Origin of the sequence: Arhodomonas sp. AD133 (assembly GCF_051195215.1) — a bacterium.
In the GTDB taxonomy this organism is placed as follows: domain Bacteria; phylum Pseudomonadota; class Gammaproteobacteria; order Nitrococcales; family Nitrococcaceae; genus Arhodomonas.
On sequence record NZ_JBNAZM010000002.1, the window covers coordinates 103,181 to 125,212 of the forward strand.

A 22,032-nucleotide genomic window follows, 5' to 3' on the forward strand; every position below is an offset into this window, starting at 1 on the left:
CCGATGGGACCGGCAGCACTGAACAAGACCGCCCTTCACCGCGAGCAGGCACGGCTGCACCGCTTCCGCCGGATTCTGCCGTCACTGGATCTCAAACGCCGTCAACTCATCGCCGAGCGCAGTCGTGAACGGGGTGACGTCAGCGATACCGAGCGTGAGCTCGAGGCCGTCTACGCTGCGATCCGGCGGGCACTGCCCATGGCCGGCGACGACCACGTTGACTTGAGCGGTCTTGCACGGGTTACCGACGTGCGTCTGGGTGAGCACAACCTGCTGGGGGTGCACATGCCCGTTCTCGAAGGCGTGGACGTCGAGGTTGCCGAATACGACCTGCTGACCACCCCGCACTGGCTCGACGGCTATGTCGAACAGTTGCGCGAGGCCCTGACGCTGGAGGTTCGCCTGCAGGTGCAGCGGGAGCGACTGCGACGGCTGGCGGCGGCGGTCAAGCGCGTCACTCAGCGGGTGAACCTATTCGACAAGGTGCTCATCCCGCGCGCCGAGGACAACATCCGTCGCATCCGTATTCATCTCGCGGACGGGGAGCGCGCCGCGGTGGTGCGTGCCAAAATCGCCAAGCGCAAGCAGCACGGAGCGAGTCGGGTATGACCATCGTCGCGTTGCGCCGGGTGACACTGTTCGGTGCCAGTGGCGATAAGGAGTCGGTGCTCGCAGGCCTGCAATCCCTGGGGGTGATGCATCTCGTCGCGTTGCGCCCGGCCGAGGAGGCGGACGGTGCGGGTGCCGGCTCGACGACGACGCGCAACGCGCTCAAGTATCTGCTGGACTGCCCGGTCAAGCGTCACCAGGTCCCCGACGACCCGGATTTCGACCTTCAGGCCACTGTCGAGCGTGCCCTGGAGAACCGACGCCGCACCCGGGAGCTGGAGGACACGGCCGACTTTCTCCGCCGGCGCATTGCCGATCTGGCACCCTGGGGCGATTTCCATTTTCCGCCGTTGGACAGCCTCGCCGGTTTCCGCCTGTGGTTCTATGAGGTGCCCAATTACAAGCGTCGCCACCTCGCTGACGTCACGTTGCCCTGGCAGGAAGTCCACCGGGACAACCGCAACAGCTATATTGCCGTTCTCGCCAGGGACGAGCCCGCTGCCGACGCCATGCCCGTGCCTCGGACCCATACCGGCAGCGTGCCGCGCTCCGCGCTCGAACAACGGTTGCAGCGGGTGGGGGTAAACCTCGACGAGCTCGCCGCCGAGCGCGAGGCCCTTACGCGCTGGATTCACCTCATCCATCGCCACCTCGCGCGTGCCGAGGATGCTGCGAACCTGGAAGCCGCGCGTCATGTCACCCTCGACGACGAGGCGGTGTTCGCCGTGCAGGGCTGGGTGCCGGTCCCGGCACTGGAGGCGGTCGCGTCGTTTGCTCGCCAGCGCGGGCTGGCGTTCCTCGATGAACCGGTCACGGACGAATCGGATCCACCGACGCTGCTCTCCAACGACGAGGCGACCGCCGGTGGCGAGGAGCTCGTGCGGTTCTACCAGGTGCCCGGCTATCGTAGCTGGGACCCCTCGCGGGTGATTTTCTTCTCGTTCGCCGCGTTCTTCGCGATGATTCTCGCCGACGCCGGATATGCCGCCGTGTTGGCGGTGATCATCGCATTCGCCTCACCGCGGCTGGTGCGTCTCGACCACGGTGGGCGGCTGCGCAACCTCGGCTATGCGCTCGCCGTATTCTCGGGCGTCTACGGCGTGCTCGTGGGCAGCTATTTCGGGTGGTCGCCCCCCGCCGGGAGCCTGCTCGGGGCACTGCAGGTGCTCGATATCCACGATTTCGGCCAGATGATGTACCTCGCCGTCGGCGTGGGACTGGCGCACCTGCTCGTCGCCAACGCCATCGTCGCCTGGCACCGACGGGGGAGAGCCGAGGCTCTCGCGCCGCTGGGCTGGATGGTCGCGCTGGTGGCCGGCGCGTTGCTGTACCTGGACGTACCGGGTGGTGGTCCGGCGCTCGCCGCCGGGTTGGCCGGGGTTGCCGTGTTCACCGATACCCGCCCGGTACACCGGCCCATGGACTTGCTGCGGCGCGCTGCCGGCGGGCTGCTCGGGCTCACCAACGTCACCAAGGCGTTCGGCGACGTGCTGAGCTACCTGCGGCTGTTCGCCCTCGGGCTCGCCAGCGCCTCGCTCGCGGTGACCTTCAATCAGCTCGCCACGGACGCGGCTGCCGTCTTCCCGGGAGTGGGGCTATTGCTCCACGTGGTGATACTGGTGGCCGGCCATGCGCTGAACTTCGTGCTCGCCGTGGTCAGCGGGGTGGTGCACGGACTGCGGCTGAATGTGATCGAGTTCTACAACTGGGGCATATCCGACGAGGGTTATCCCTTCAGACCCTTCGCGACAACGGAGAGGGAACCGTGGAAGAGTTGATTCTGACTCTGGGATGGGCCGGCCTCTACGGTCCCATGGCGCTCGGTGCCATCGGCAGCATCGTCGGCTGTGCGATCGCCGGGCAGGCAGCCATCGGGGCGCTGCTGGAGACCGAAACCGGTCACGGACGTTTCATCGGGCTCTCCGCCATGCCCTCATCGCAGACGATCTACGGGATCGTCATCATGTTCTCGCTACAGCGGCCGGTGACCACGGCGACCGCGCCGGGGCTCTTCGCCGTGGGCACGCTCGCCGGTGCCGCCCTGCTGCTAAGCGCCGTGCACCAGGGCAGTTGCTGTGCTTCGGCGATCAACAGCGCCAAGAGCAAGCCGGAGATATTCGGCCTGTCCATTGCCCCGGCGGCGATCGTCGAGGGCTTCGGCGTTTTCGCCTTCATATTCGCGCTGGTCATCGCTGGCGATATCGCCGCGCAGTGAGGTTCCCGGGAGGCGAGGGATGAACGAACGGCAATCTTCAGACCCGGGCGTATCCTCCGGTGTCGAGGCGCTGATCGAACGCCTCCGTGACGAGGGCGTGGAGCAGGGGCGCGAGCAGGCCCGGCGGATCGTCGCGGATGCCGAAAGCCGGGCGTCGTGGATGATCGAGCAGGCCGAGCGGGACGCCCGCGCCATACGCGAGCGTGCGCAGGAGCAGGCACAGCGGCTGGAATCGTCGGCGCACGAGGCCATCAAGGTCGCCGCCCGGGATACCGTGCTGGAGATGCAGAGCACGCTAACGCATCGTTTCCGTGGTCACTTGCGCTGGTTGGTCGAGGAAACGCTCTCGCAGGAGGCATTCCTCCAGCGGCTTATCCTCGAGCTGGCCGCCCGGGCACGGGCGGACACACCGCTGGAACAGGAGGCTAGCGTGGAGATCGTCCTGCCACGGGACGTGGTGGGCCTGGAAGAGCTGCGGCGCCGGCCCGAGGAGTTGCGCGAGGGCAGCCTGTCCCACTTCGTCGTCGCCATGGCCCGGGAGGTCCTGCGCGAAGGGGTGGATTTCACCGTGGGCGAGCATGAGCACGGGCTTCGCGTGCGGCTGACCGAACACGATATGGAAATCGATATCACTGAGTATACTGTCGCCGAGCTGCTGCTCGAGCACCTGCAGCCCCGTTTTCGCGCCATGCTCGAAGGGATCGTGCGGTAGGGTGAATGTCATGGGCACACGGCATCGCTATGTCACCCTGCTGGCGAGCCTGCCTCCATTGCCGGACCCACCGTTCGGTCGGCAGCCGCTTCCTATCTCACCGATCCGCCTCGACCGTCGGCTCACGCTCCTCGGCGACGACGACCGGGCGGCCCTGGAGGCGTTGCTGGCGCTGGTTGACTGGCGTTACACCGGCACGGCACTCAGCGATTCCGCGTTCATCCGTCGATATCGTGAGGCTGCACAGCAGTTCTCCGACCACGACATCGGTGATTTTGCCGAGACAATCGTGGAGCACCGTACCGTGGTTGCCGCGTTACGGCGGCAGCGACAGGGCGCGACCGTCCCCCAGGCAGGCACGGACTGGGGCATCGGGCCGCACCTCGCTCACATTCGCGCACACTGGTCGCAGCCCCTGCTCGGGCTGGCCGCGGTGTTCCCGTGGCTCGCCGAGGCCCGTCGGTATCTGGCCGACGGCGAGCATCGCGAGCTCGAGCGCTTGCTGCTCGGCGTCGAATGGCGCTGGCTGACTCGGGCGCGCTGCTATCACCGTTTCGACTTTCGGGCGGTGGTCAACTATGTGCTGCGCTGGCGCATCGTTGCAGCGTGGCGCCGCTATAACGCGGAAGCCGCCGAACGCCGCCTGCGCCGGAGCGTGCACGAGGGCCTTGGCGCCTACCGCACCCTGTTCCCCGCTGCCATGCATCCAAAGGAGTAGCCATGTCCACCGCCGTCGCCGATGATCGTCGTCCATCCGGGTGCAGTGTCGTGTCCGTGCAGGACGACATCGTCGTCATCGAGGCTATCGACGGTAGCGTCGGCCTGATGAAAAACGAGGTGGTCTTCATCCGGCCCTCCCGGGAAGGCGAGTCGAATGCCCGGCTGAAGGGCGAGGTCCTGCGGGTGCAGGGTCTTCGCGCGGACGTCCAGGTTTTCGAGGATACCGGTGGCATTGCCGTGGGGGATTCGGTGGAGCAGAGCGGGGAGATGCTCTCGGTCGCGCTCGGCCCCGGTCTCCTCGGTCAGGTCTACGACGGTTTGCAGAATCCGTTGGAGCAGCTCGCCGTTCAATCGGGTTTCTTCCTGCCGCGCGGTACCCATCTGCCCGCGCTCGGCGGCACCACGCAATGGTCGTTCACGCCCACGGTGCGCATGGGTGAGCCAGTGCGCGCCGGTGACGTCCTGGGCACGGTGCAGGAAGGTCGGTTCACCCATCGGATCATGGTGCCGTTCGATGCGCGTGGCGAATGGCGTGTGAGCTGGATTCAGGAAGGCAGTTTCGGTGTCGACGTGCCAGTGGCGCGCCTCGGCGACGAAAGCGGCGAGCAGCGCCCGGTGACACTGTCGCAACGCTGGCCAGTGCGGGTGCCGCTGCCATCCCGGCTGCTCAAGGCGAACCTCAGCGAACGGCTGCACCCGGAGCGACCCCTGACTACCACGATCCGGGTCATCGACACGTTCTTTCCCATCGCGGTGGGCGGCACCGCGTGCATTCCCGGCCCCTTCGGCGCCGGCAAGACGATTCTTCAGAACCTCATCGCTCGTTATTCCACCGTCGATATCGTGGTCATCGTCGCCTGCGGCGAGCGTGCCGGCGAGGTGGTGGAGACGATCACGGAGTTCCCGCGGCTGACTGATCCCACCACCGGCGGCTCGTTGATGGACCGCACGGTGATCATTTGCAACACCTCCTCCATGCCGGTGGCGGCGCGGGAGGCGTCCATCTACACCGGCATCACCATCGGCGAGTACTACCGCCAAATGGGCCTGAACGTGCTGCTCATCGCCGATTCCACCTCGCGCTGGGCGCAGGCCATGCGAGAGACCTCCGGCCGGATGGAGGAGATCCCGGGGGAGGAGGCCTACCCGGCCTATCTCGACTCCGCCATTCGCAGCGTCTACGAACGCGCCGGCGTCATCCGCAACAACACTGGCGAGACCGGCAGCCTCACCATGATCGGTACCGTCTCGCCGGCCGGCGGCAACTTCGAGGAGCCGGTCACCCAGGCGACGCTGAATACGGTCAAGGCGTTCCTGGGCCTTTCGTCCGAGCGCGCCTACAAGCGCTTCTACCCGGCCGTGGCCCCGCTGCTGTCATGGTCGCGGTATCGCAGTGAGCTCTCCGGTTATATCGCCGATCAGGTGGGGCCCGAGTGGCCGGATCGCATCGAGGAGATGATCCAGCTCCTCCAGGACGGTGAGGATGTCGCACAGATGATGCAGGTCACCGGCGAGGAGGGCATCACCACCGGCGACTACATCGTCTACCACAAGGCCTCGTTCCTGGACCTTGTCTACCTCCAGCAGGACGCCTTCGACGAGGTGGACGCCACCACGTCCCCGGAGCGTCAGCATCGCACCCTGGCGCTCGTCTACCGCCTCGTCAGCGCCGATTACACCTTCGACGACAAGAACCGGATCCGTGAATACTTCACCGCGCTCGCTACCGCCATGAAGAACCTCAACTACGCCGCCCTGGATTCCGGCGAATACCGGCGCTATGTCACGGAGATCCAGAAGCTCGCGGCGGATGCCGGTGTAGACATCGAGTGACGCCATCTGGTCGCAGGAGCGCGTCTACCAGTGACGGAATGCCCTCGTCACCCACATCGACGAACGTTCTCCTGCCTGCATGGATTTCAGGACTCGGATACTCATGCACCCGTTCGCGAAATAGCTCGGGCCGATCGCGTTGCCTGTCTTTCGGGGTCTGTACCGGATGTGGTGGTTGTGGGGGCGGTTGTAGTCGCGCAGCGTCTGCTCAAGGCAGGCGGCTTGCCTCGCAAGGCCTTGCTTGGAAAAGGGGTGACTCTCGACCGGAAGACAATCAGGCGAGACCTGAAAGATGAGGGGTAGCGCCACCCATGACGCAAAGCAGGCCATGGGCGGCCCGGTTCCCACCTTGTTGTACTGGCGCCCCGGACAGGATTCGAACCTGTGACCTACCGCTTAGGAGGCGGTTGCTCTATCCGGCTGAGCTACCGGGGCAATCGTGGCGGAGTATAACGCTGGGGCGCGGTCGGCCCAACCCGGCGTGAGGCACAAACGAAAAGAGGGCCGGTTTTGCTGCCGGCCCTCTTCGGGGTATCTGGTGGAGCCGAGGGGAGTCGAACCCCTGACCTCTAGAGTGCGATTCTAGCGCTCTCCCAACTGAGCTACGGCCCCTGTGTCGAAGCGGGGAGAAGTGTACCATCAGTGTTCATCGATGCAACAGGGGCTGCCCGCCCGTGCGTCTGTCCATCGTTATCCCCGCTTTGAACGAGGCGTCGGCCCTTCCCGGGCTGCTGACTTCTCTGGCGCCGTGGCGTCGTGCCGGTGACGAGGTCGTCGTCAGTGATGGCGGCAGTGATGACGGTACCCGGGATATCGCGGTGGCACACGGCGCGCGGGTGGTGGACGCCCCGCGTGGCCGGGCGCGGCAGATGAACGCGGGCGCCGCCGTGGCGGCGGGGGATGTGCTGTGGTTCGTCCATGCGGACTCGGGGGTGCGTCAAGGGCTCCGGGAGGGCCTTGCCGGGGCGGTGGCGAATGGCGCGGTGTGGGGGCGGTTCGACGTGCGGTTGTCCGGCGGCGGCGCGGCGTTGCGGATGATTGCCTGGAGCATGAACCGGCGGTCCCGGCTGACGGGCATCGCCACCGGCGATCAGGGAATTTTCGTGAGGCGGGCGTTGTTCGAGGGCGTGGGCGGGTACCCGGATCAGCCCCTGATGGAGGATGTCGCGCTGTCGGCGCGGTTGCGGCGTGAGGCCCGGCCCGCCTGCCTGCGGGGACCTTTGATTACCGCCAGCCGGCGCTGGGAGACGCACGGTGTGTGGCGCACGGTGGCGCTGATGTGGCGGCTGCGGTTCGACTACTGGCGAGGGGCGGATCCGCACTCGCTGTACCGCCGCTATTATCGCGGAGAGTCGTCATGAGTGCGGGAAGGCCGCTCCGGCTGATCGTCTTCGCGAAGCCGCCGCTGCGCGGTCATGTGAAGACGCGTCTGGCGCGCCGTATCGGCCACCGGGCGGCGACGTCTGTCTACCGCGTTCTGCTCGCCGATACCCTGATGCGGCTTTCGCTGGTCCCCGTCGCGTCGCTGGAGCTCTGCGCGAGCGGACGCCGTCATCCGTCTCTCTGGTCGCTGGCACGACGTGCCGGTGCCGAATATCGGTTGCAGGGTCACGGCGACCTGGGCCAGCGCATGCAGCGGGCGACGGCACGGGCGCTTTCTGACGGGTTTTCGCCAGTAATCGTGGGGGCCGACTGTGCCGGCGTATCCGCGGTGCACGTCGGTGCCGCCTTCGACGCCCTGGATGACGGCGCCGATGCGGTGTTTGCCCCCGCCGACGATGGGGGCTACGCGCTCATTGGCCTGTCCCGGCCACTGCCCGGGCTCTTTCACCGCATGCCCTGGGGGATGCCAGCGGTCATGGCGCGTACCCGCCGGCGTCTGGCAGCCCAGGGGCTATGTTGGCGGGAGTTGCCCGGTGCCTGGGACGTGGACGATTGGCGGAGTCTGCGCCGCTGGCGGCGTGAGCGCTGCGATGGCGGTTGGAGGTGATGGGCCGCACGGGTATTCTTGGGCGGTCGCGCCGCACGTGCAGAGGCAGCGGCGAGAGCCCGGATTGCAGGTACAGGAGTGGCGATGTTCCTGGAGCGAAACCCCCGCTTCGTCAGCCGGCTTACCCGTGACACGCTTGCCATCATCCTCGCCGGCGGCCGTGGCGGGCGGCTCGCCAACCTCACTGACTGGCGTACGAAGCCTGCAGTGCCGTTCGGTGGCAAGTTCCGCCTGATCGATTTCCCGCTGTCGAACTGCATCAATTCCGGCATTCGCCGTGTCGAGGTGGTCACCCAGTACAAGGCGCACTCGCTGATCCAGCACGTACAGCGGGGCTGGGGCTTCCTGCGCGGCGAGTTCGGCGAGTTCATCGAGGTGGTGCCGGCGCAGCAGCGCCTGGACAAGCCGCTGTGGTTCGCGGGCACGGCGGACGCCATCCACCAGAACATCGACATCATCCAGGCGCACGCCCCGAGCTACGTGCTGGTGCTCGCCGGGGACCACGTCTACAAGATGGACTACGGCCCGATGATTGCCCAGCACGTGGCCAGCGGGGCGGACATGACCGTGGGCTGCGTGAACATGCCGCGCGAGCGCGCGCGTGCTTTCGGCGTGATGACCGTGGACACGGATGGCCGGGTATTGCGCTTCAGCGAGAAGCCGGACTCCCCGGAGCCGGTACCGGGGGATGCGGACCGGGCGCTGGTGTCCATGGGGATCTACATCTTCAACCGCGACTACCTGTTCGAGCGGCTGCGTGCCGATGCCGAGAACATCGATTCCTCGAGGGATTTCGGCCGGGATATCATCCCCGCGGCCATCGAGCAGGACCGGGTAATGGCGCATCCGTTCTCCGACGCCAGCTCCGGCCAGCAACCCTACTGGCGGGATGTCGGCACCCTGGATGCGTTCTTCGAGGCGAACCTGGAGCTCATCGGCCGCTCCCCGGAGCTCGATCTCTATGACGAGAGCTGGCCGATCTGGACCTACCAGGCGCAGTTGCCGCCGGCGAAGTTCATTCACGATGGCAAGGGCCGTGGCGGCGTGGCGGTGGACTCGATGGTCTCCGGTGGTGACCTGATCGAGGGGGAGGTGCGGCACTCGCTGCTGTTCAGTCAGGTCTATGTACGTCCGGGGGCGTACGTGGAGGATGCCGTGATCCTGCCCGATGTGGAGGTGGGGGCCGGCTCACGGGTGCGCCGTTGCGTGATCGACGAAGGGTGCCGGATACCCCCGGGGACGGTCATCGGCGAGGACGCGGATGCCGACTGCGAACGCTTTTACGTCTCGCAGAAAGGGGTCGTGCTCGTTACCGCCGAGATGCTTGGCCAGGAGGTCGCCCACGTGCGCTAGGAAACCTTCTGATTCCGTATGACGGAACAAGTTTCCGAGTTGAACTGTTCCGACGAACGGTAGCTGGGCACAGAATTGTACGCATTGTATTAACCCCCTCTCATCCCTAGAATTCTGCGTGTCGCGGCGCAGCATAGCCGTTGCGAATGAGAAGGTGAGTTACCAGTGTTCTGAGTCGGAGGTTCAGCCATGCGGAACGAAGCACGTGACCTGATTTTCTTCCCCTCCAGGGCCCCCGAGCTGCTCTCCAGGAGTGCGGCCGAGCGCGATCATTGGCTGATGGAGGAAACGCGTCGGGCTCGTGCACGTACGCTTCGCCATGGCCTGGCCAACGTTCGGAACTGGGTGGCACTTCGTCTCGGCATCGGCTCGGCAGCGGAGCGCGACAACGTCGTGTCGGTCAACGAGCGCGCCAGCGGCGATCGTCGCCGTGGCGGGACGCGGCGCGTCGCCTGACAGTGACGCCAGCCGGCGCCTCGCGGCGCGCGCGACTTCTTTGACGGCGGCCATGGGCCGCCGTTTTTCGTTTCCTGCCTTCTTGTTCCGCCTTATCATTAGTATCCGATCATTAGTAATCTGGCAGGAGCGTTGAAGACGATGCTTGGACGATTGCGCTTGATGGGCGTACTGATCTTTCTGACGGCGATCGTCGTTGCGGCGGGATGCAACACCGTCGAGGGTTTCGGCAAGGACGTGCAGAACGCTGGCGAGGCTCTGGAGCGCAAGGCGCAGGAGAACGGCGCCGAGTAGCTTTGCGCCTCACCGCGGTTCAGTGTGAAAGGGTCCAGGTTTCGCGCTGGACGTGGCGCGTTGGCAGCCATCGTTGCGCTCACGCCCGCAACCTGGAGCCTTGAGCGCACAGTCGAGCAACGGCCTACGGCCGTGATCCCTCATCCCGGCATCCGGTGCACTTACCGCGCATGTATGACTGCTTGCATCTGCGCTCGGAGACGAGCGGTGAGGTGGGCTGGTGCCGGGAGGGGGACTTGAACCCCCACTCCCTTGCGGGAATCGGATTTTGAGTCCGACGCGTCTACCAATTCCGCCATCCCGGCATCGCGGCGCAGTATACGCCACGCTGGCGAGGCACGAAAGCCATGTGCGGGCGGGGCCGGGCTCGTTGACGTGGTTGCCCGGCGCCGCTGGCGGATGGGTTCAGCTTGCCTTGCGTGTGGCTTCGGAGGCCGGCATCTCGGTGCGTTCGTCGAGGGCAGCGATGCGCGCAGCCGCGATGCGGTCGGCAGCCTCCGCCGTGGTGAGGCCATGGCTTTCGGCGTCGCGGAATACCTCGTCCAGCGTCTCGCCGATGTGCGCCAGCCGCCGGTCCAGCTCGGTATCGGAGAAGCCCTCGATTTCCTGAACCACTGCAAGCAGTCCGCCGCCGTTGGCGATGTAATCGGGCGCATAGACGATGTCCCGTGCCTTCAGCGCCGATCCCAGGGCGACGTCGGTTAGCTGGTTGTTGGCGGCGCCGGCAACGACGCGGCCTTTGAGCTCGCCGATGGTGGTCTCGTCGAGCACGCCGCCTACCGCACACGGGCAGAACACGTCCGCCTCGGCGGCGTGGATACGGTCGACGGGCATGACCTCCACGCCATAGTGTTCGCGGGCGTGGGCCAGGGCCTCCGCGTTGGTGTCGGCGGCGAGCACACGGGCGCCGGCGGCATGCACCAGCCGGGCGACACCCATGCCCACCTTGCCCAGGCCCTGAACGGCTACGCGCAGGCCGCTGAGATCGTCGCTGCCAAACGCGCGGCGCACGCCGGCACGGATGGCGGTCACCACGCCGCGGGAGGTGGCGGCGGCGGGGTCGCTGTGGCCGAGGCCGCAGACGTAGTCGGTGCGGTGGTGCATGGCCCGCACGTCGTCCACGCTGAGGCCGAAGTCCACGCCCGTGTAGAAGCGGCCACGGAAGCGGTCCACGAAGGCGCCCATGGCCTCGAACAGCGCCTCGCGATCGCGGAGGGCATCGTCATCGGCCATGATCACGGCTTTGGCGCCGCCGTATTCCACGCCTGCCATGACGCACTTGTAGCTCATGCCGCGGGAGAGCTTGAGCACGTCGGCGATGGCCTCGTCCTCACTCGTATAGGCCCGTAACCGGGTGCCCCCCACGCTCGGCAGGGTCCAGTCGCGGTGAATGGCAACCATCGCCCGCAACCCGGTTGCCTGGTCGTGGTGAAAGGTCACGCGTTCGTGGTGGTCGAAATCGGGGGCGCTGAAGACACTCATGACAAATTCCTCCTGGGCCTGATCAACGGGCGACCGGACCGGGCCGGTGATGATGAACGCCGCCGCGCGGGGCCTGCGGGCGTGCGGTCGGGGTGTCGGGCTCGCTCGAGCCGAGCGCCGCCTCGGCGCGCTCGTAGCGCGTCTCGCGGTAGCCCTTGACGTTATCGAGCTGCATGAGCCGCCGCCGGCGGTCGCCTTCCGCGTACGGCACCACCTCCAGCAGCTCGTGGCGGATGCGCCGGGCGATGGCGTTCTCGCGCCGGTGCCATTGGGGCAGGGCGCGGCGCAGCGGACGCAGGTGGCGCATCGTGCGCAGCATCCAGTCCTTCGGGTTCAGGTCGAACTCGATCTTGCGCCCGGCCACGTCGAAGCTCGGGCGGTTGATGTGGCTGATCTCGAAGTCCCGCCCCAGGCTCGCGTAACGCCGGCGCGCGCGCTCGCGCTCCAGCGGCGAAACCAGCAGGTGGGAGACGAAGACCTCGTCCTTGATGAAGTAGGTCTTCGCGAGCGCGCGGAGTGCGATGCGCCGGTGCTCGGCGTCCGGGTAGAGCCCCGGCAACCGCGCGGCATCGGCGAGGAAGTCGTCGAGGCGCGCGCCGCGATCATAGACCAGCAGGTCATGAACATACTGGCCGTGGTATTCCCGTGCGATCTCCGGGAGGGTGTCGGCGAGGGCGTCCACGGCGCGCTCGAAGGCGGCCGTTACCCGGCTGCCCCGCTCCCACGGGGCCAGGCTGTCCCGCAGGCTCTCGCGCAGGGGCACGAGGGGATCGTCGCTGACGGGCCCGTCGCCGAAGGCGGCGGCGACCTGGTCGGCTCCCTCCACCACCAGGCGCCGGCCCAGGGTGAAGGCCTGCCAGTTGGCGTCGAACTCGCTCTTGGGCACCGCACGGGAGAAGGCATCGCGCAGGTTTTTCAGCGTGAACGGCATGGCCCCCTGCTGGTAGGCGACGCCGAGAAGCATCGCCGAGGCGTAGACGTTCTTGCCCATGATGCGATGGGTGAGCCCGCGGGCGTCGGCGAAGTGCGCACGCTCGCCAAGCGCCTCACGCAGCCGCTCACGGATGTCCGCGGCGGTGGGCACCGGGGCGTCTTCGCCGCGGTCGAGCATGATCGACAGCGGTAGCTGGAAGGTCTCGTCCACCACCGCGAGGCCGTGGGCGGCGAGGAAGGTGATCGCCTCGCTGCCGTCGAGGAGATCCGGCGAGATTACCAGATCCCCCGTGCCCTTGGGGGTGATGGGGCCGGCGGCGCGGTCGTCGCGGTAGATGGACAGATGCCCGGTCACGCGGCCGTTGCGCTGGGCGAGACCCTTCTGGTCCATGAACTTGAAGCCGAGCTCGTCGAATCCGTTCATGTCCGTGGCGGCCTCGGCGAGCACCCGCGAGATAGTGGTCACCCCTGAGCCGCCGACGCCGGTGACCACCACGCGCCAGTCGTTGCCGGCCAGGATGTCCTCGAAGGTCTTACGCACCTGGGGCTCCGGGAGCGCGGTGTTCGTGTCGATCTCCGGGAAGGTCTTGTACTGCGTGGGGTGGTAGTCGATCACCCGGACCTTCTCGAAACTCGGGCAGGCCATGATCTTGCTGCAGTAGCCGTCGGAGACGCAGATCTGCGGGTCGATCATCATCTTCGCGCCGTAGGCGTCCTCGGTCTGGGACAGGCCGGGGCAGCCGGTGGCGTCGATGCAGGCCCGGCAGTCCTCGCAGGCGGAGGTGTTGATCTGGAAGAAGGTCTGCTCGGGCTTGGTCTCGCCGGCAGCGAAGCGCTTGCGATCCGCCGCCTTCATGCGGCCGTGGTAGGTGAGCGCGCACTCCTTGGTGGAAATGATCACCTTGGTGCCCGGACGGCGGACGGTCTCGGCGAGCACGTTCTTGTAGAAGTAGCGGTCGCTCGGGTTGACCTCCAGCACCTCGTCCGGGCCCATGCCCTGGATCATCTCCTTGAGGTTCTGCTTCGGCCGGGTACGCCCTTCCACCGATCGCCCCGTGCGTGGGTCCATCTGGTGGCCGGTCATCGCGGTGACGTCGTTGTCGAGCACGATGTAGGTGATGTCGTGGCCCATCTGCACGGAGTTGGAGATGGCCGTCATGCCCGTGTGGAAGAAGGTGGAGTCGCCCAGCAGCACCACCGACGGGTTGTCCGAGAAGCTGTCCATGCCCGCGCCGAGGGCACCGCCCTGACCCATGGCGCTGATGTCGTGCATCTCGCCGAATGGCGGCAGGAACGACAGGGAGTAGCAGCCCACGTCGCCGTGGGAGAGGAGCTGCACGCCCTCGCGCTCCAGCGTCCGGCGCAGGTCCTTCATCAGCGACAGCGTCTCGCGATGAGGGCAGCCCGGGCAGAAGGTGGGCAGCCGCGGCGGCAGCGCGCCGGCGACGCGGGAGGTCTCGGCGGCGGCGAGCCGGCAGGCGTGCTGGCCGAGCAGGTCCATGAGCTCATTGAGCTTGTCGCGGATGATCTCGTAGGAGAGCCCGCCGTGGGCCGGGAAGCCGGGCACGCCGCGCTCGCCGTCGGCGAACGCCTTGCCGTAGACCCGCACCGAGACGCCGTGATCGTGACAGAACTCGATGAGCTCGGTTTCGAGGAAGCCGCGCTTCTCCTCGACCACCACCACCGTGTCGAGCTCTTCGAGCCAGGGCAGCAGGCGCTTGGGGGTGAGCGGCCAGGAGGCGCCGAGCTTGTAGAGCGAGAAGTGCTCCAGGTAGCCGCCGTCCTGCAGCACCTGGCGCAGCGTCTCGTAGACCGAGCCGGCACTGATGAAGCCGATGCGGGAGCCGTCCGCGCCGGTGACGCGGTCGAGGTCCAGCGCCTCCAGGGCAGGGACGACGCGCGGGAAACGCTCGTCGATCATGCGCACGTCCGCGCCGTAGGAGTTCGGCGGCACCATGACGGTGTTGGAAACGTCGAAACGCTTGGGGTCGAGGGCGGTCTCCGCCTCCGGTACCCGTGCCCACTCGCCGACGCGCACGCGCCCGCCGCCCTCGGCCATGAAGGTGGTGAGCAGCACGCCAGTGTACAGCGATGTCTGCTGGGAGAGGGTGAGCGCGTGGCGCATCCAGTCCTTGAGCTCCTGGGGCGTGGCGGGCTCGAGGAAGGGCATGTGCAGATGCTTGTAGAGATAGCGCGAGTCCGCCGGCGCCGAGGTGGAGATGGACCACGGGTCGTCGCCGACCACGACGACTACGCCGGGCCAGCGCTGCTCGCCGGTTTCCGGATCGCAGACGGGCTCGCCCGGGTTGGCGAAGTTGCCCACCGACAGGGCGTCGGCGGCCACCTGCAACCCCATGGACTTCATGCCCACCAGGGTGTTGCGCCCGGCCTGCTTGGCGCCGCCGGCCATGGCGGCGGCGTTGCCCTCGCTGTTGGCGAGCGTCACGCGGATGCCGCGTTCGCGCAGGGCGTCCTTCTGCGTGTAGAGAATGTTGAAGAAATCCGCCAGCGGTGAGCCCGGATAGCCGGTATACAGGGAAAACCCGGCTTCGAGCCCGCCCTGGATGACGAGCTCGTTGCCGTTGAGAATTCGGTGGGTCATGCCTCTCCTCCGCGCCAATGTGCACGTTTGCGCAGAGTCTAGGCGCGGGGTAGCTTACCTTACAGATATAGAAATTATGGATTGGACCAATACAGTTTTCACGATGCCCAACTGTCATGGCCATCTGTTTGCGAACTGTACGGTCCCCGCGGAGGCGCCATGACCGAGACGCTCTACCGCCGCGTGGCGGACGACATTGCGCGCCAGATCGAGGAGGGGATGTACCGGCCTGGCGACCGCGTACCCTCCATTCGCCGCCTGGCCGGTCAGCTCGGGGTGAGCATCGCCACGATCCAGGCGGCCTACGATATGCTGGAGTCCCGGCGCCTGATCGAGTCCCGGCCGCAGTCGGGGTTCTACGTCCGGCATCCGGTGGATCCGGACACCGGCGAGCCGCCCATGGCCGAGGCCATCAATCTGCCCACCACGGTGTCCATCCGCAACGAGGCAACCGCGGCGTTGCAGCGTTGCGAGGGCGAGGGGGTGCTCAACCTGGGGGCGGCGCTGCCGGCGCCCGGCTTCCTGCCGCGCCGCCAGCTCCAGCGCATCCTCGGGCGGCTGTCGCGCCACTGTATCGATGAAATCGTCATGGCCCGGTTTGCCCCGGGGCTGGATTCACTGCGCCATGAAGTGGTCAAACGCCTCGCCGATGCCGGCTGCCACGTATCGCCCCAGGAGGTGGTGATCACCAACGGCTGTCAGGAGGCGCTGAATCTGTGCCTGCGCACGGTCGCGCGCGCCGGGGATACCATCGCCATTGAAAGTCCGGCCTACGTGGGGCTTCTGCAGGCCATCGAGTCGCTGGGGATGAAGGCGCTGGAGATCCCCACCCACCCCCAGGACGGCGTGAGCCTGGACGCACTCGAGCTCGCCTTGGAGCAATGGGACGTGCGTGCCTGCGCCTTTGTCACTGCCAACAGCAACCCCATGGGCGCATCCATGCCCGACGAGGCCAAACGGCGGTTGGTGGCGATGCTCGCCGAGCGCGAGATTCCGCTGGTGGAAGACGACGAGTTCGGCGACCTCAACTACAACCGCACGCGGCCGCGGGCGGCGAAGTCCTTTGACGAGAAGGGGCTGGTGCTCTACTGCTCGTCGATCTCCAAGTCCATTGCCTCCGGGCTGCGTGTGGGGTGGTGCTCGCCGGGGCGCTTCGAGAACAGCGTGGAGTTCCTGAAGTCCTTCAGCAGCGTGAGCAGCCCGCCGATCTGCCAGATGGCAGTCGCGGAGTTCATGTCGAGCGGCGGCTATGATCGCCATATAAGGCGGCTGCAAAGCGCCTACTCCGAGCAGGTGCAGCGTTTCATCGCGGCAGTCAGCCGGACGTTCCCGCGGGGGAGCACCGTCAGCCGCCCTCGCGGCGGCTACGTCCTGTGGGTGGGGTTGCCGGGTGGCGTCGACGCCGCGCTACTCCACGAACGGGCGCTGGCAGAGGGGGTCGGCATCATGCCGGGCCACCTTTTCTCCGCCTCGGGTAGCTTCCGCGACTACATCCGGCTCAATACGGCCGTGCCCTGGGGGGATGACGCGGAGCGGGCCATCGCCACGCTCGCGCGTCTGACCGTGGAGCTCGCCGGGACCCTGCGTCACTGAACTAACCTTGCAGGCAGTATTGTCAGGTCTCAGCGCCACTGCGCGGTGGCTCGGCAAGGCGCGTGAGCGCTGGCGTGGCGAGCCCCACGTCAAGCGAACGCAACGCTGGCGAGGCGCCGCGCAGTGGCGCCCTGCGGGTGGCCGTGTGCGCCGCTGTGGTCTGCGTTGCTCGTCACTCATGCAGTCCATGCTGCACCACGCTCCTCGCGCCACTGACCATCGAAGCGAGTGACTCGGAATATCGCAAGCCCGTTGTGGCGGCATACCACGAAGGCCTGTCGAAGCGAACAGCGGCGCACACCGCCACTGAGACCTGACAATACTGCCTGCAAGGTTAGTAACCGCGATGCGACGAACGGCGTCAAGTTCGGCCGCTCGCTGCCGTTGCCCTGTTTGGGAAACGTTGCGCAGCACGTGTCGACACGTGCTGCGACAAGCCGGGGCGACAACGACGTAGCACAGAAGGGGGCAATGCTTCATGTCCATCGCGCGAAAGCTGATGCTCGCGTTTGGGGGCACGATCATCGTGGCCGTGACGGCCATGGTCCTGATTGCGGTCGGTGAGGCTCGCGACAACGCAGTCGAGGGGTTCACGAAGGCCAGCCTGCGCGAGATCCGGCAGGTGGATGCGGCACTGACCGGATTCTTCGAGCAGGTCTCCCAGAACACCGCCTATCTGGCGCGGAATCCGGCGGTGCGCTCAGCCGGCGGGGGGATTACCGGCTACGTTGATAACCCCGAGAGCGTGCAGATGACGCCGGAGCGCAATGGCGGCGTGGAGGCGGACATCTACCGGGTCTACGAGCGCTTCGCCGAGACGCATCCCGGCTTCGCCTATGTCTACATGGGCACGGAGGAGGGCGGTTTCGTCCAGTGGCCGAAGGGTGAGAGTGGTGCACGCTACGATCCCCGTGCGCGGCCCTGGTACAAAAAGGCAATGGCCTCACCCGGTGACGTCGTGATGACCGGGGCGTACTACTTCGAAACCGACGATGCCACACTCGTGAGCCTCGCCCGCACGGTCCGCGGTGAAGACGGCACCGTGATCGGTGCCCAGGGCCTGGACGTCTCGCTGGCGGCGCTCACCGAACGTGTCCGGCAGATCCAGTTCGGCGACAGCGGGTATCTCATGCTGGTCGAGGATTCCGGCACCGTGCTGGTGGACCCGCGCAATCCGGCGCACAACTTCGAGGCACTCGGTGAGCTCGACGGCGATGCCTATGGAAAGCTCGCCGAACGTGATGGTGGCAGCCTGCTGGTATCCATCGATGGTGAGGCCTACCAGGCCAACGTCTACACCTCGCCCGAGCTTGGCTGGAAGTTCATCGGCCTCATCCCGCGAAGTGAAATGATGGCCGCGGCGAACCGCGTGACGGTGAAGATGCTCGTCGCCGGCGTCGTCCTGGTGGTGCTGGTCGTTGGCGTGGCGCTGCTGATTGCCCGTTACCTGACACGTCCCATCGTCAACGTGACCGAGAAGATGCGCGATATCGCCGCCGGCGAGGGCGACCTCACGCAACGGTTGCCGGTCCACGGGCGCGACGAGATGGCGGATCTCGCCGAGCAGTTCAATGCCTTCGTGGACAAGGTTCGCCGGGCGATTTCCGAGGTCAACGGCACCACCCACCAGCTCGCCTCCGCTGCCGACGAGCTCAATCACGTCGCCGCCCAGACCCAGAAATCGGTACGCGAGCAAAGCAGCGAGACCGACCAGATCGCCTCGGCGATCAACGAGATGACGGCGACGGTGCAGGAAATATCGCGCAATGCCACCGAGGTGGAGTCCGCCGCCTCCCAGGCCGACGAACGTGCTCGTGACGGTAACCGTGTGGTCGCGGAAAACCGTGACTCCATGGACACTCTCGCGGCCGATATCGAGCGTACATCGGAGGCGGTCACTCAGCTCTCGGCCCGAAGTGACGAGATCCGCACCGTGCTGGACGTCATTCAGGAGGTGACCGAACAGACCAATCTGCTTGCGCTGAACGCTGCCATCGAAGCGGCGCGCGCCGGTGAGCACGGGCGGGGCTTCGCGGTCGTCGCCGAGGAGGTGCGGGCGCTCGCCAAGCGGAGCAACGAATCGGCCGTGCAGATTCGCGAAATCATCGACGGTCTGACCTCCGACACGTCATCCGCGGTGGAGACCATGCGTCAGTCCCAGGAGCGCTCCGGCCGCAATCTCGAGCGCGCCAATGCGGCCGGGGAGTCGCTCGCTGCCATCGAGGCGGCGGTCAGCCAGATTCACACCCAGATCACCCAGATCGCCACTGCCGCTGAGGAGCAGAGCCAGGTGGCCGAGGAGATCAACCGCAACGTCACCCAGATCGTCGATGCCGCCGGTCACAGCGCCGAGGGCATGGATCAGACGCGCACGGCCAGTGACGAGCTCGCTCGCATGGGCGAGACGCTGCGCGAGGTCGTCGGCCGCTTCAAGGTGTGATACAGGGCTGATTGGCCGGCGTGCCGCTGCCGTGGCACGCCGGGACACTCGCGGGGAAGCGGGTGGCCTGATACCATCCGCGGTCGTTCGTGGCGCTGACGCCGCGCGGTAGGCCCGACCCACATCCATGCAGACCCGCGATTTCCATTTCGATCTGCCCGAAGAGCTGATCGCCGATCGCCCGCTCGAGCGTCGCAGTGCCAGCCGCCTGCTTTGCTTGGACGGCGCAAGCGGTGCGATCGCCGATCGCCACTTCACCGACCTCGCCGGACTGCTGGAACCTGGCGACCTGCTGGTACTCAACGATACCCGCGTAATCCCGGCGCGTTTGCACGGGTACAAGGCGAGCGGCGGGCGGGTCGAGGTTCTGGTCGAGCGCGTTACCGGCGCACACGAGGCGTTGGTGCACCTGCGTGCCAACAAGGCGCCGAAGGCGGGGGCGAGGCTGACGTTGGAGGGCGCGATCGAGGCGGAAGTCGTCGGTCGCGAGGGCACGCTCTTTCACCTGCATTTCGCCGGAGCGACGCCGCTGCTGGAGCTGCTCGAGCGTCACGGCCACATGCCGTTGCCGCCCTATATCCGTCGCCCGGATGCCGCAATGGACCGCGAGCGCTATCAGACGGTATTCGCCGAACGCCCCGGAGCGGTGGCTGCACCCACCGCGAGCCTGCACTTCGACGACGCGCTGTTCGCCCGGCTGGCGGCAACCGGGGTGGACACCGCGCGGCTGACGCTGCATGTCGGGGCGGGGACGTTCCAGCCCGTGCGCACGGACGACATCAGCGCGCACCAGATGCATAGTGAGTGGCTGGATGTACCGAATGCGGTCTGCGAGGCGGTCGCCCGAACGCGTGAGCGTGGCGGGCGGGTCGTCGCCGTGGGGACCACGGTGGTCCGGGCCTTGGAGACGGCGGCGCGGGACGGTGCTTTCACGCCATTCACCGGCGAGACCGACATCTTTATCTATCCCGGGTACCGCTTCCGGATCGTCGATGCCCTCATCACCAATTTTCATTTACCGGAATCGACGCTGATCATGCTGGTGAGCGCTTTCGCCGGCCGTGAGCGCGTGCTCGCCGCCTATCGACATGCGGTGGCGGCGCGCTACCGCTTCTTCAGCTATGGAGACGCCATGTTCATTCATCCGCCGGCGCCGGAGGCGTGCCGATGACGTTGGGCTTTGACCTCATCGCCCGCAGCGGCGGCGCGCGTCGCGGCGAGTTGCATTTCCGGCGCGGCGCGCGTGTGCCCACGCCAGCGTTCATGCCTGTGGGTACGTATGGCACGGTTAAAGCCATGACGCCTGAGGAGCTGGAGTCACTCGGCGCGGGCATCATCCTTGGCAACACTTTCCACTTGTGGCTGCGACCGGGCACCGAGATCATCCGGGCGCACGGCGATCTCCACGACTTCATGGCCTGGCAGGGGCCAATCCTCACGGATTCCGGTGGGTTTCAGGTCTTCAGCCTGGGCAAGATGCGCAAGATCACCGAAGAGGGGGTGCATTTCCGTTCCCCGGTGGACGGCGCGAAGGTCTTCATGGGGCCGGAGGAGTCCATGGCGGTACAGCACGCGCTGGGCTCCGACATCGTCATGATCTTCGACGAGTGCACGCCGTACCCGGCCACGGAGGACGAAGCTCGGGTGTCCATGGAACGCTCTCTGCGCTGGGCGGCGCGCTCACGCTCGCATCACGACAGCCTGGGCAATCCCAGCGCGTTGTTCGGCATCGTCCAGGGCGGCGTCCATGAGCCGTTGCGTGCCGAATCGCTGGAAGGGCTCACCGATATCGGTTTCGACGGATATGCCATCGGAGGCCTCGCGGTGGGGGAGCCGGCCGGCGAACGCCAACGCATGCTGGAGTATCTCGATCCGCGCCTGCCGGCTCAGCGGCCGCGTTATCTCATGGGAGTCGGCAAGCCGGAGGACATCGTCGAGGGGGTGCGTCGGGGCGTGGACATGTTCGATTGCGTGATTCCGACGCGAAACGCCCGCAATGGCTTTCTCTACACTGATACAGGGGTGATGCGGATCCGCAATGCACGCTTCGCCAGGGACACGCGGCCCGTTGACGAGAGCTGCGGATGCTACACGTGCCGACACTACAGCCGCGCGTATCTGCGCCATCTCGACCGCTGCAGCGAGATTCTCGGGGCACGGCTGAATACGTTGCACAACCTGTACTACTTCCAGCGCCTCATGCGCGAGATGCGCGCGGCCATCGAGGCTGACCGCTTCGAGGCGTGGGCCGGGGAGTTTTACGCCAAGCGCCAGGGCGTATGACATAATGCGCTCTTTTGCGGGGCCGGGAACCGGGGGTGGCTCGCCGATGTCTCCTGCCGGTATGCCCTTAGCAAGCACCTTTGAATCTACGAGGAGCAAGGCATGAATTTCCTGATTTCCGATGCGCTCGCCCAGAACGGCGGCCAGGGGGCCCCGGGCGGCACGCTCACCAGTCTGATATTCCCTATCGCGCTCATCGCCATCTTCTATTTCCTGCTCATCCGCCCGCAGCAGAAGCGCGCCAAGGAGCACAAGAAGCTGGTGGAGGGTCTGGCGAAGGGGGACGAGGTGGTCACCAGCGGCGGTATCGCCGGCAAGGTCACCGACGTCGGCGAGACGTTCGCCAGCGTCGAAGTCGCCAACAATGTGGAGCTCCGGCTGCAGAAGAGCGCCGTCGCCCAGGTGCTACCCAAGGGCACGCTGAAGCAGAAGCTCGAAAAGGGTGATACGGGCCAGGGTGCCAACGCCAAGAAGTCCGATAAGTCCGAGGGGAAATAAGACCGCCGTGACCAGGGAG

18 protein-coding genes and 3 tRNA genes are annotated in these 22,032 nt (G+C 66.6%); 16 read left to right on the plus strand and 5 right to left on the minus strand.

What is annotated here, in order from left to right:
- Nucleotides 1–3: 3 nt before the first annotated feature.
- Genes ACPEES_RS01925 through ACPEES_RS01950 form a run of 6 tightly spaced genes read left to right on the plus strand, consistent with a single transcriptional unit; the run spans nt 4 to nt 6,089 of the window.
- On the plus strand, nt 4–609 hold the full coding sequence (locus ACPEES_RS01925) for a V-type ATP synthase subunit D (protein ID WP_435100479.1): 606 nt from the start codon (nt 4–6) through the stop codon (nt 607–609).
- On the plus strand, nt 606–2,387 hold the full coding sequence (locus ACPEES_RS01930; RefSeq protein WP_435100482.1) for a V-type ATP synthase subunit I: 1,782 nt from the start codon (nt 606–608) through the stop codon (nt 2,385–2,387). Before ACPEES_RS01925 ends, ACPEES_RS01930 begins: the two co-directional genes overlap by 4 nt.
- Nucleotides 2,375–2,824 carry an ATP synthase subunit C gene (locus ACPEES_RS01935; RefSeq protein WP_435100485.1) on the plus strand — a complete coding sequence of 150 codons (450 nt, stop codon included), beginning with the start codon at nt 2,375–2,377 and terminating at the stop codon, nt 2,822–2,824. The genes ACPEES_RS01930 and ACPEES_RS01935 overlap by 13 nt, the downstream gene beginning before the upstream one ends.
- 19 nt (nt 2,825–2,843) lie before the next feature.
- Nucleotides 2,844–3,536 carry a hypothetical protein gene (locus ACPEES_RS01940; RefSeq protein ID WP_435100488.1) on the plus strand — a complete coding sequence of 231 codons (693 nt, stop codon included), beginning with the start codon at nt 2,844–2,846 and terminating at the stop codon, nt 3,534–3,536.
- 10 nt (nt 3,537–3,546) lie between these two features.
- Entirely contained in the window at nt 3,547–4,254 is a 708-nt protein-coding gene (locus tag ACPEES_RS01945; protein WP_435100491.1) for a hypothetical protein, read from the plus strand.
- A gap of 2 nt (nt 4,255–4,256) precedes the next feature.
- Nucleotides 4,257–6,089 (plus strand): V-type ATP synthase subunit A, encoded by a 1,833-nt coding sequence (locus ACPEES_RS01950; RefSeq protein ID WP_435100494.1) that lies wholly within the window; start codon nt 4,257–4,259, stop codon nt 6,087–6,089.
- A gap of 358 nt (nt 6,090–6,447) precedes the next feature.
- Here ACPEES_RS01950 and ACPEES_RS01955 read toward each other — a convergent pair.
- Nucleotides 6,448–6,524 (minus strand) — tRNA-Arg (locus ACPEES_RS01955).
- 101 nt (nt 6,525–6,625) lie between these two features.
- Nucleotides 6,626–6,701, minus strand: a tRNA-Ala gene (locus tag ACPEES_RS01960).
- Nucleotides 6,702–6,763: 62 nt separating this feature from the next.
- On the opposite strand from ACPEES_RS01960, the gene ACPEES_RS01965 reads away from it, so the two are divergent.
- The 5 genes from ACPEES_RS01965 to ACPEES_RS01985 all read left to right on the plus strand — a co-directional run bounded on the left by ACPEES_RS01965 (nt 6,764) and on the right by ACPEES_RS01985 (nt 10,182).
- Nucleotides 6,764–7,450, plus strand: coding sequence for a TIGR04283 family arsenosugar biosynthesis glycosyltransferase (locus ACPEES_RS01965; protein ID WP_435100497.1), 687 nt, complete (start codon nt 6,764–6,766; stop codon nt 7,448–7,450).
- Nucleotides 7,447–8,079: a TIGR04282 family arsenosugar biosynthesis glycosyltransferase gene (locus ACPEES_RS01970; RefSeq protein ID WP_435100500.1), complete on the plus strand. Its 633-nt coding sequence runs from the start codon at nt 7,447–7,449 to the stop codon at nt 8,077–8,079. The genes ACPEES_RS01965 and ACPEES_RS01970 overlap by 4 nt, the downstream gene beginning before the upstream one ends.
- A gap of 84 nt (nt 8,080–8,163) precedes the next feature.
- Nucleotides 8,164–9,432 (plus strand): glucose-1-phosphate adenylyltransferase, encoded by a 1,269-nt coding sequence (gene glgC, locus ACPEES_RS01975; RefSeq protein ID WP_435100503.1) that lies wholly within the window; start codon nt 8,164–8,166, stop codon nt 9,430–9,432.
- A gap of 189 nt (nt 9,433–9,621) precedes the next feature.
- Nucleotides 9,622–9,888 carry a hypothetical protein gene (locus tag ACPEES_RS01980; protein WP_435100506.1) on the plus strand — a complete coding sequence of 89 codons (267 nt, stop codon included), beginning with the start codon at nt 9,622–9,624 and terminating at the stop codon, nt 9,886–9,888.
- A 141-nt stretch (nt 9,889–10,029) separates the two neighbouring features.
- Complete coding sequence (locus ACPEES_RS01985; RefSeq protein ID WP_435100509.1) at nt 10,030–10,182, plus strand: entericidin A/B family lipoprotein; 153 nt, start codon at nt 10,030–10,032, stop codon at nt 10,180–10,182.
- Between the two features lie 218 nt (nt 10,183–10,400).
- Here the strand turns inward: ACPEES_RS01985 and ACPEES_RS01990 are convergent.
- The 3 genes from ACPEES_RS01990 to ACPEES_RS02000 form a co-directional block, all read right to left on the minus strand.
- Nucleotides 10,401–10,487: transfer RNA gene (locus ACPEES_RS01990), tRNA-Leu, on the minus strand.
- Between the two features lie 100 nt (nt 10,488–10,587).
- A complete protein-coding gene (locus ACPEES_RS01995; RefSeq protein WP_435100512.1) occupies nt 10,588–11,664 on the minus strand; it encodes a Glu/Leu/Phe/Val dehydrogenase dimerization domain-containing protein in 1,077 nt (358 codons plus the stop codon).
- A 22-nt stretch (nt 11,665–11,686) separates the two neighbouring features.
- A complete protein-coding gene (locus ACPEES_RS02000) occupies nt 11,687–15,199 on the minus strand; it encodes a thiamine pyrophosphate-dependent enzyme (protein ID WP_435100514.1) in 3,513 nt (1,170 codons plus the stop codon).
- Between the two features lie 159 nt (nt 15,200–15,358).
- On the opposite strand from ACPEES_RS02000, the gene ACPEES_RS02005 reads away from it, so the two are divergent.
- The 5 genes from ACPEES_RS02005 to yajC all read left to right on the plus strand — a co-directional run bounded on the left by ACPEES_RS02005 (nt 15,359) and on the right by yajC (nt 22,013).
- Nucleotides 15,359–16,792, plus strand: a complete 1,434-nt coding sequence (locus tag ACPEES_RS02005; protein WP_435100517.1) for a PLP-dependent aminotransferase family protein — start codon at nt 15,359–15,361, stop codon at nt 16,790–16,792.
- Between the two features lie 478 nt (nt 16,793–17,270).
- The gene (locus ACPEES_RS02010; RefSeq protein ID WP_435100520.1) at nt 17,271–19,232 is read left to right on the plus strand and encodes a methyl-accepting chemotaxis protein; all 1,962 of its coding nucleotides are present in this window, start codon (nt 17,271–17,273) and stop codon (nt 19,230–19,232) included.
- Nucleotides 19,233–19,359: 127 nt separating this feature from the next.
- Complete coding sequence (queA, locus tag ACPEES_RS02015) at nt 19,360–20,403, plus strand: tRNA preQ1(34) S-adenosylmethionine ribosyltransferase-isomerase QueA (protein ID WP_435100523.1); 1,044 nt, start codon at nt 19,360–19,362, stop codon at nt 20,401–20,403.
- Entirely contained in the window at nt 20,400–21,515 is a 1,116-nt protein-coding gene (gene tgt / locus ACPEES_RS02020; RefSeq protein WP_435100526.1) for a tRNA guanosine(34) transglycosylase Tgt, read from the plus strand. The genes queA and tgt overlap by 4 nt, the downstream gene beginning before the upstream one ends.
- 102 nt (nt 21,516–21,617) lie before the next feature.
- The gene (gene yajC / locus ACPEES_RS02025) at nt 21,618–22,013 is read left to right on the plus strand and encodes a preprotein translocase subunit YajC (protein WP_435100529.1); all 396 of its coding nucleotides are present in this window, start codon (nt 21,618–21,620) and stop codon (nt 22,011–22,013) included.
- The last annotated feature ends 19 nt before the right edge of the window (nt 22,014–22,032 follow it).

What these genes read in the sequence shown, in the direction of transcription:
- ACPEES_RS01925 (WP_435100479.1), top strand. Translation starts at nt 4, where the DNA reads ATGGGACCGGCAGCACTGAACAAGACCGCCCTTCACCGCGAGCAGGCA.
- ACPEES_RS01930 (WP_435100482.1), top strand. Translation starts at nt 606, where the DNA reads ATGACCATCGTCGCGTTGCGCCGGGTGACACTGTTCGGTGCCAGTGGC.
- ACPEES_RS01940 (WP_435100488.1), top strand. Translation starts at nt 2,844, where the DNA reads ATGAACGAACGGCAATCTTCAGACCCGGGCGTATCCTCCGGTGTCGAG.
- ACPEES_RS01945 (WP_435100491.1), top strand. Translation starts at nt 3,547, where the DNA reads ATGGGCACACGGCATCGCTATGTCACCCTGCTGGCGAGCCTGCCTCCA.
- ACPEES_RS01950 (WP_435100494.1), top strand. Translation starts at nt 4,257, where the DNA reads ATGTCCACCGCCGTCGCCGATGATCGTCGTCCATCCGGGTGCAGTGTC.
- ACPEES_RS01970 (WP_435100500.1), top strand. Translation starts at nt 7,447, where the DNA reads ATGAGTGCGGGAAGGCCGCTCCGGCTGATCGTCTTCGCGAAGCCGCCG.
- glgC (WP_435100503.1), top strand. Translation starts at nt 8,164, where the DNA reads ATGTTCCTGGAGCGAAACCCCCGCTTCGTCAGCCGGCTTACCCGTGAC.
- ACPEES_RS01980 (WP_435100506.1), top strand. Translation starts at nt 9,622, where the DNA reads ATGCGGAACGAAGCACGTGACCTGATTTTCTTCCCCTCCAGGGCCCCC.
- ACPEES_RS01985 (WP_435100509.1), top strand. Translation starts at nt 10,030, where the DNA reads ATGCTTGGACGATTGCGCTTGATGGGCGTACTGATCTTTCTGACGGCG.
- ACPEES_RS01995 (WP_435100512.1), bottom strand. Translation starts at nt 11,664, where the DNA reads ATGAGTGTCTTCAGCGCCCCCGATTTCGACCACCACGAACGCGTGACC.
- ACPEES_RS02000 (WP_435100514.1), bottom strand. Translation starts at nt 15,199, where the DNA reads ATGACCCACCGAATTCTCAACGGCAACGAGCTCGTCATCCAGGGCGGG.
- ACPEES_RS02005 (WP_435100517.1), top strand. Translation starts at nt 15,359, where the DNA reads ATGACCGAGACGCTCTACCGCCGCGTGGCGGACGACATTGCGCGCCAG.
- ACPEES_RS02010 (WP_435100520.1), top strand. Translation starts at nt 17,271, where the DNA reads ATGTCCATCGCGCGAAAGCTGATGCTCGCGTTTGGGGGCACGATCATC.
- queA (WP_435100523.1), top strand. Translation starts at nt 19,360, where the DNA reads ATGCAGACCCGCGATTTCCATTTCGATCTGCCCGAAGAGCTGATCGCC.
- tgt (WP_435100526.1), top strand. Translation starts at nt 20,400, where the DNA reads ATGACGTTGGGCTTTGACCTCATCGCCCGCAGCGGCGGCGCGCGTCGC.
- yajC (WP_435100529.1), top strand. Translation starts at nt 21,618, where the DNA reads ATGAATTTCCTGATTTCCGATGCGCTCGCCCAGAACGGCGGCCAGGGG.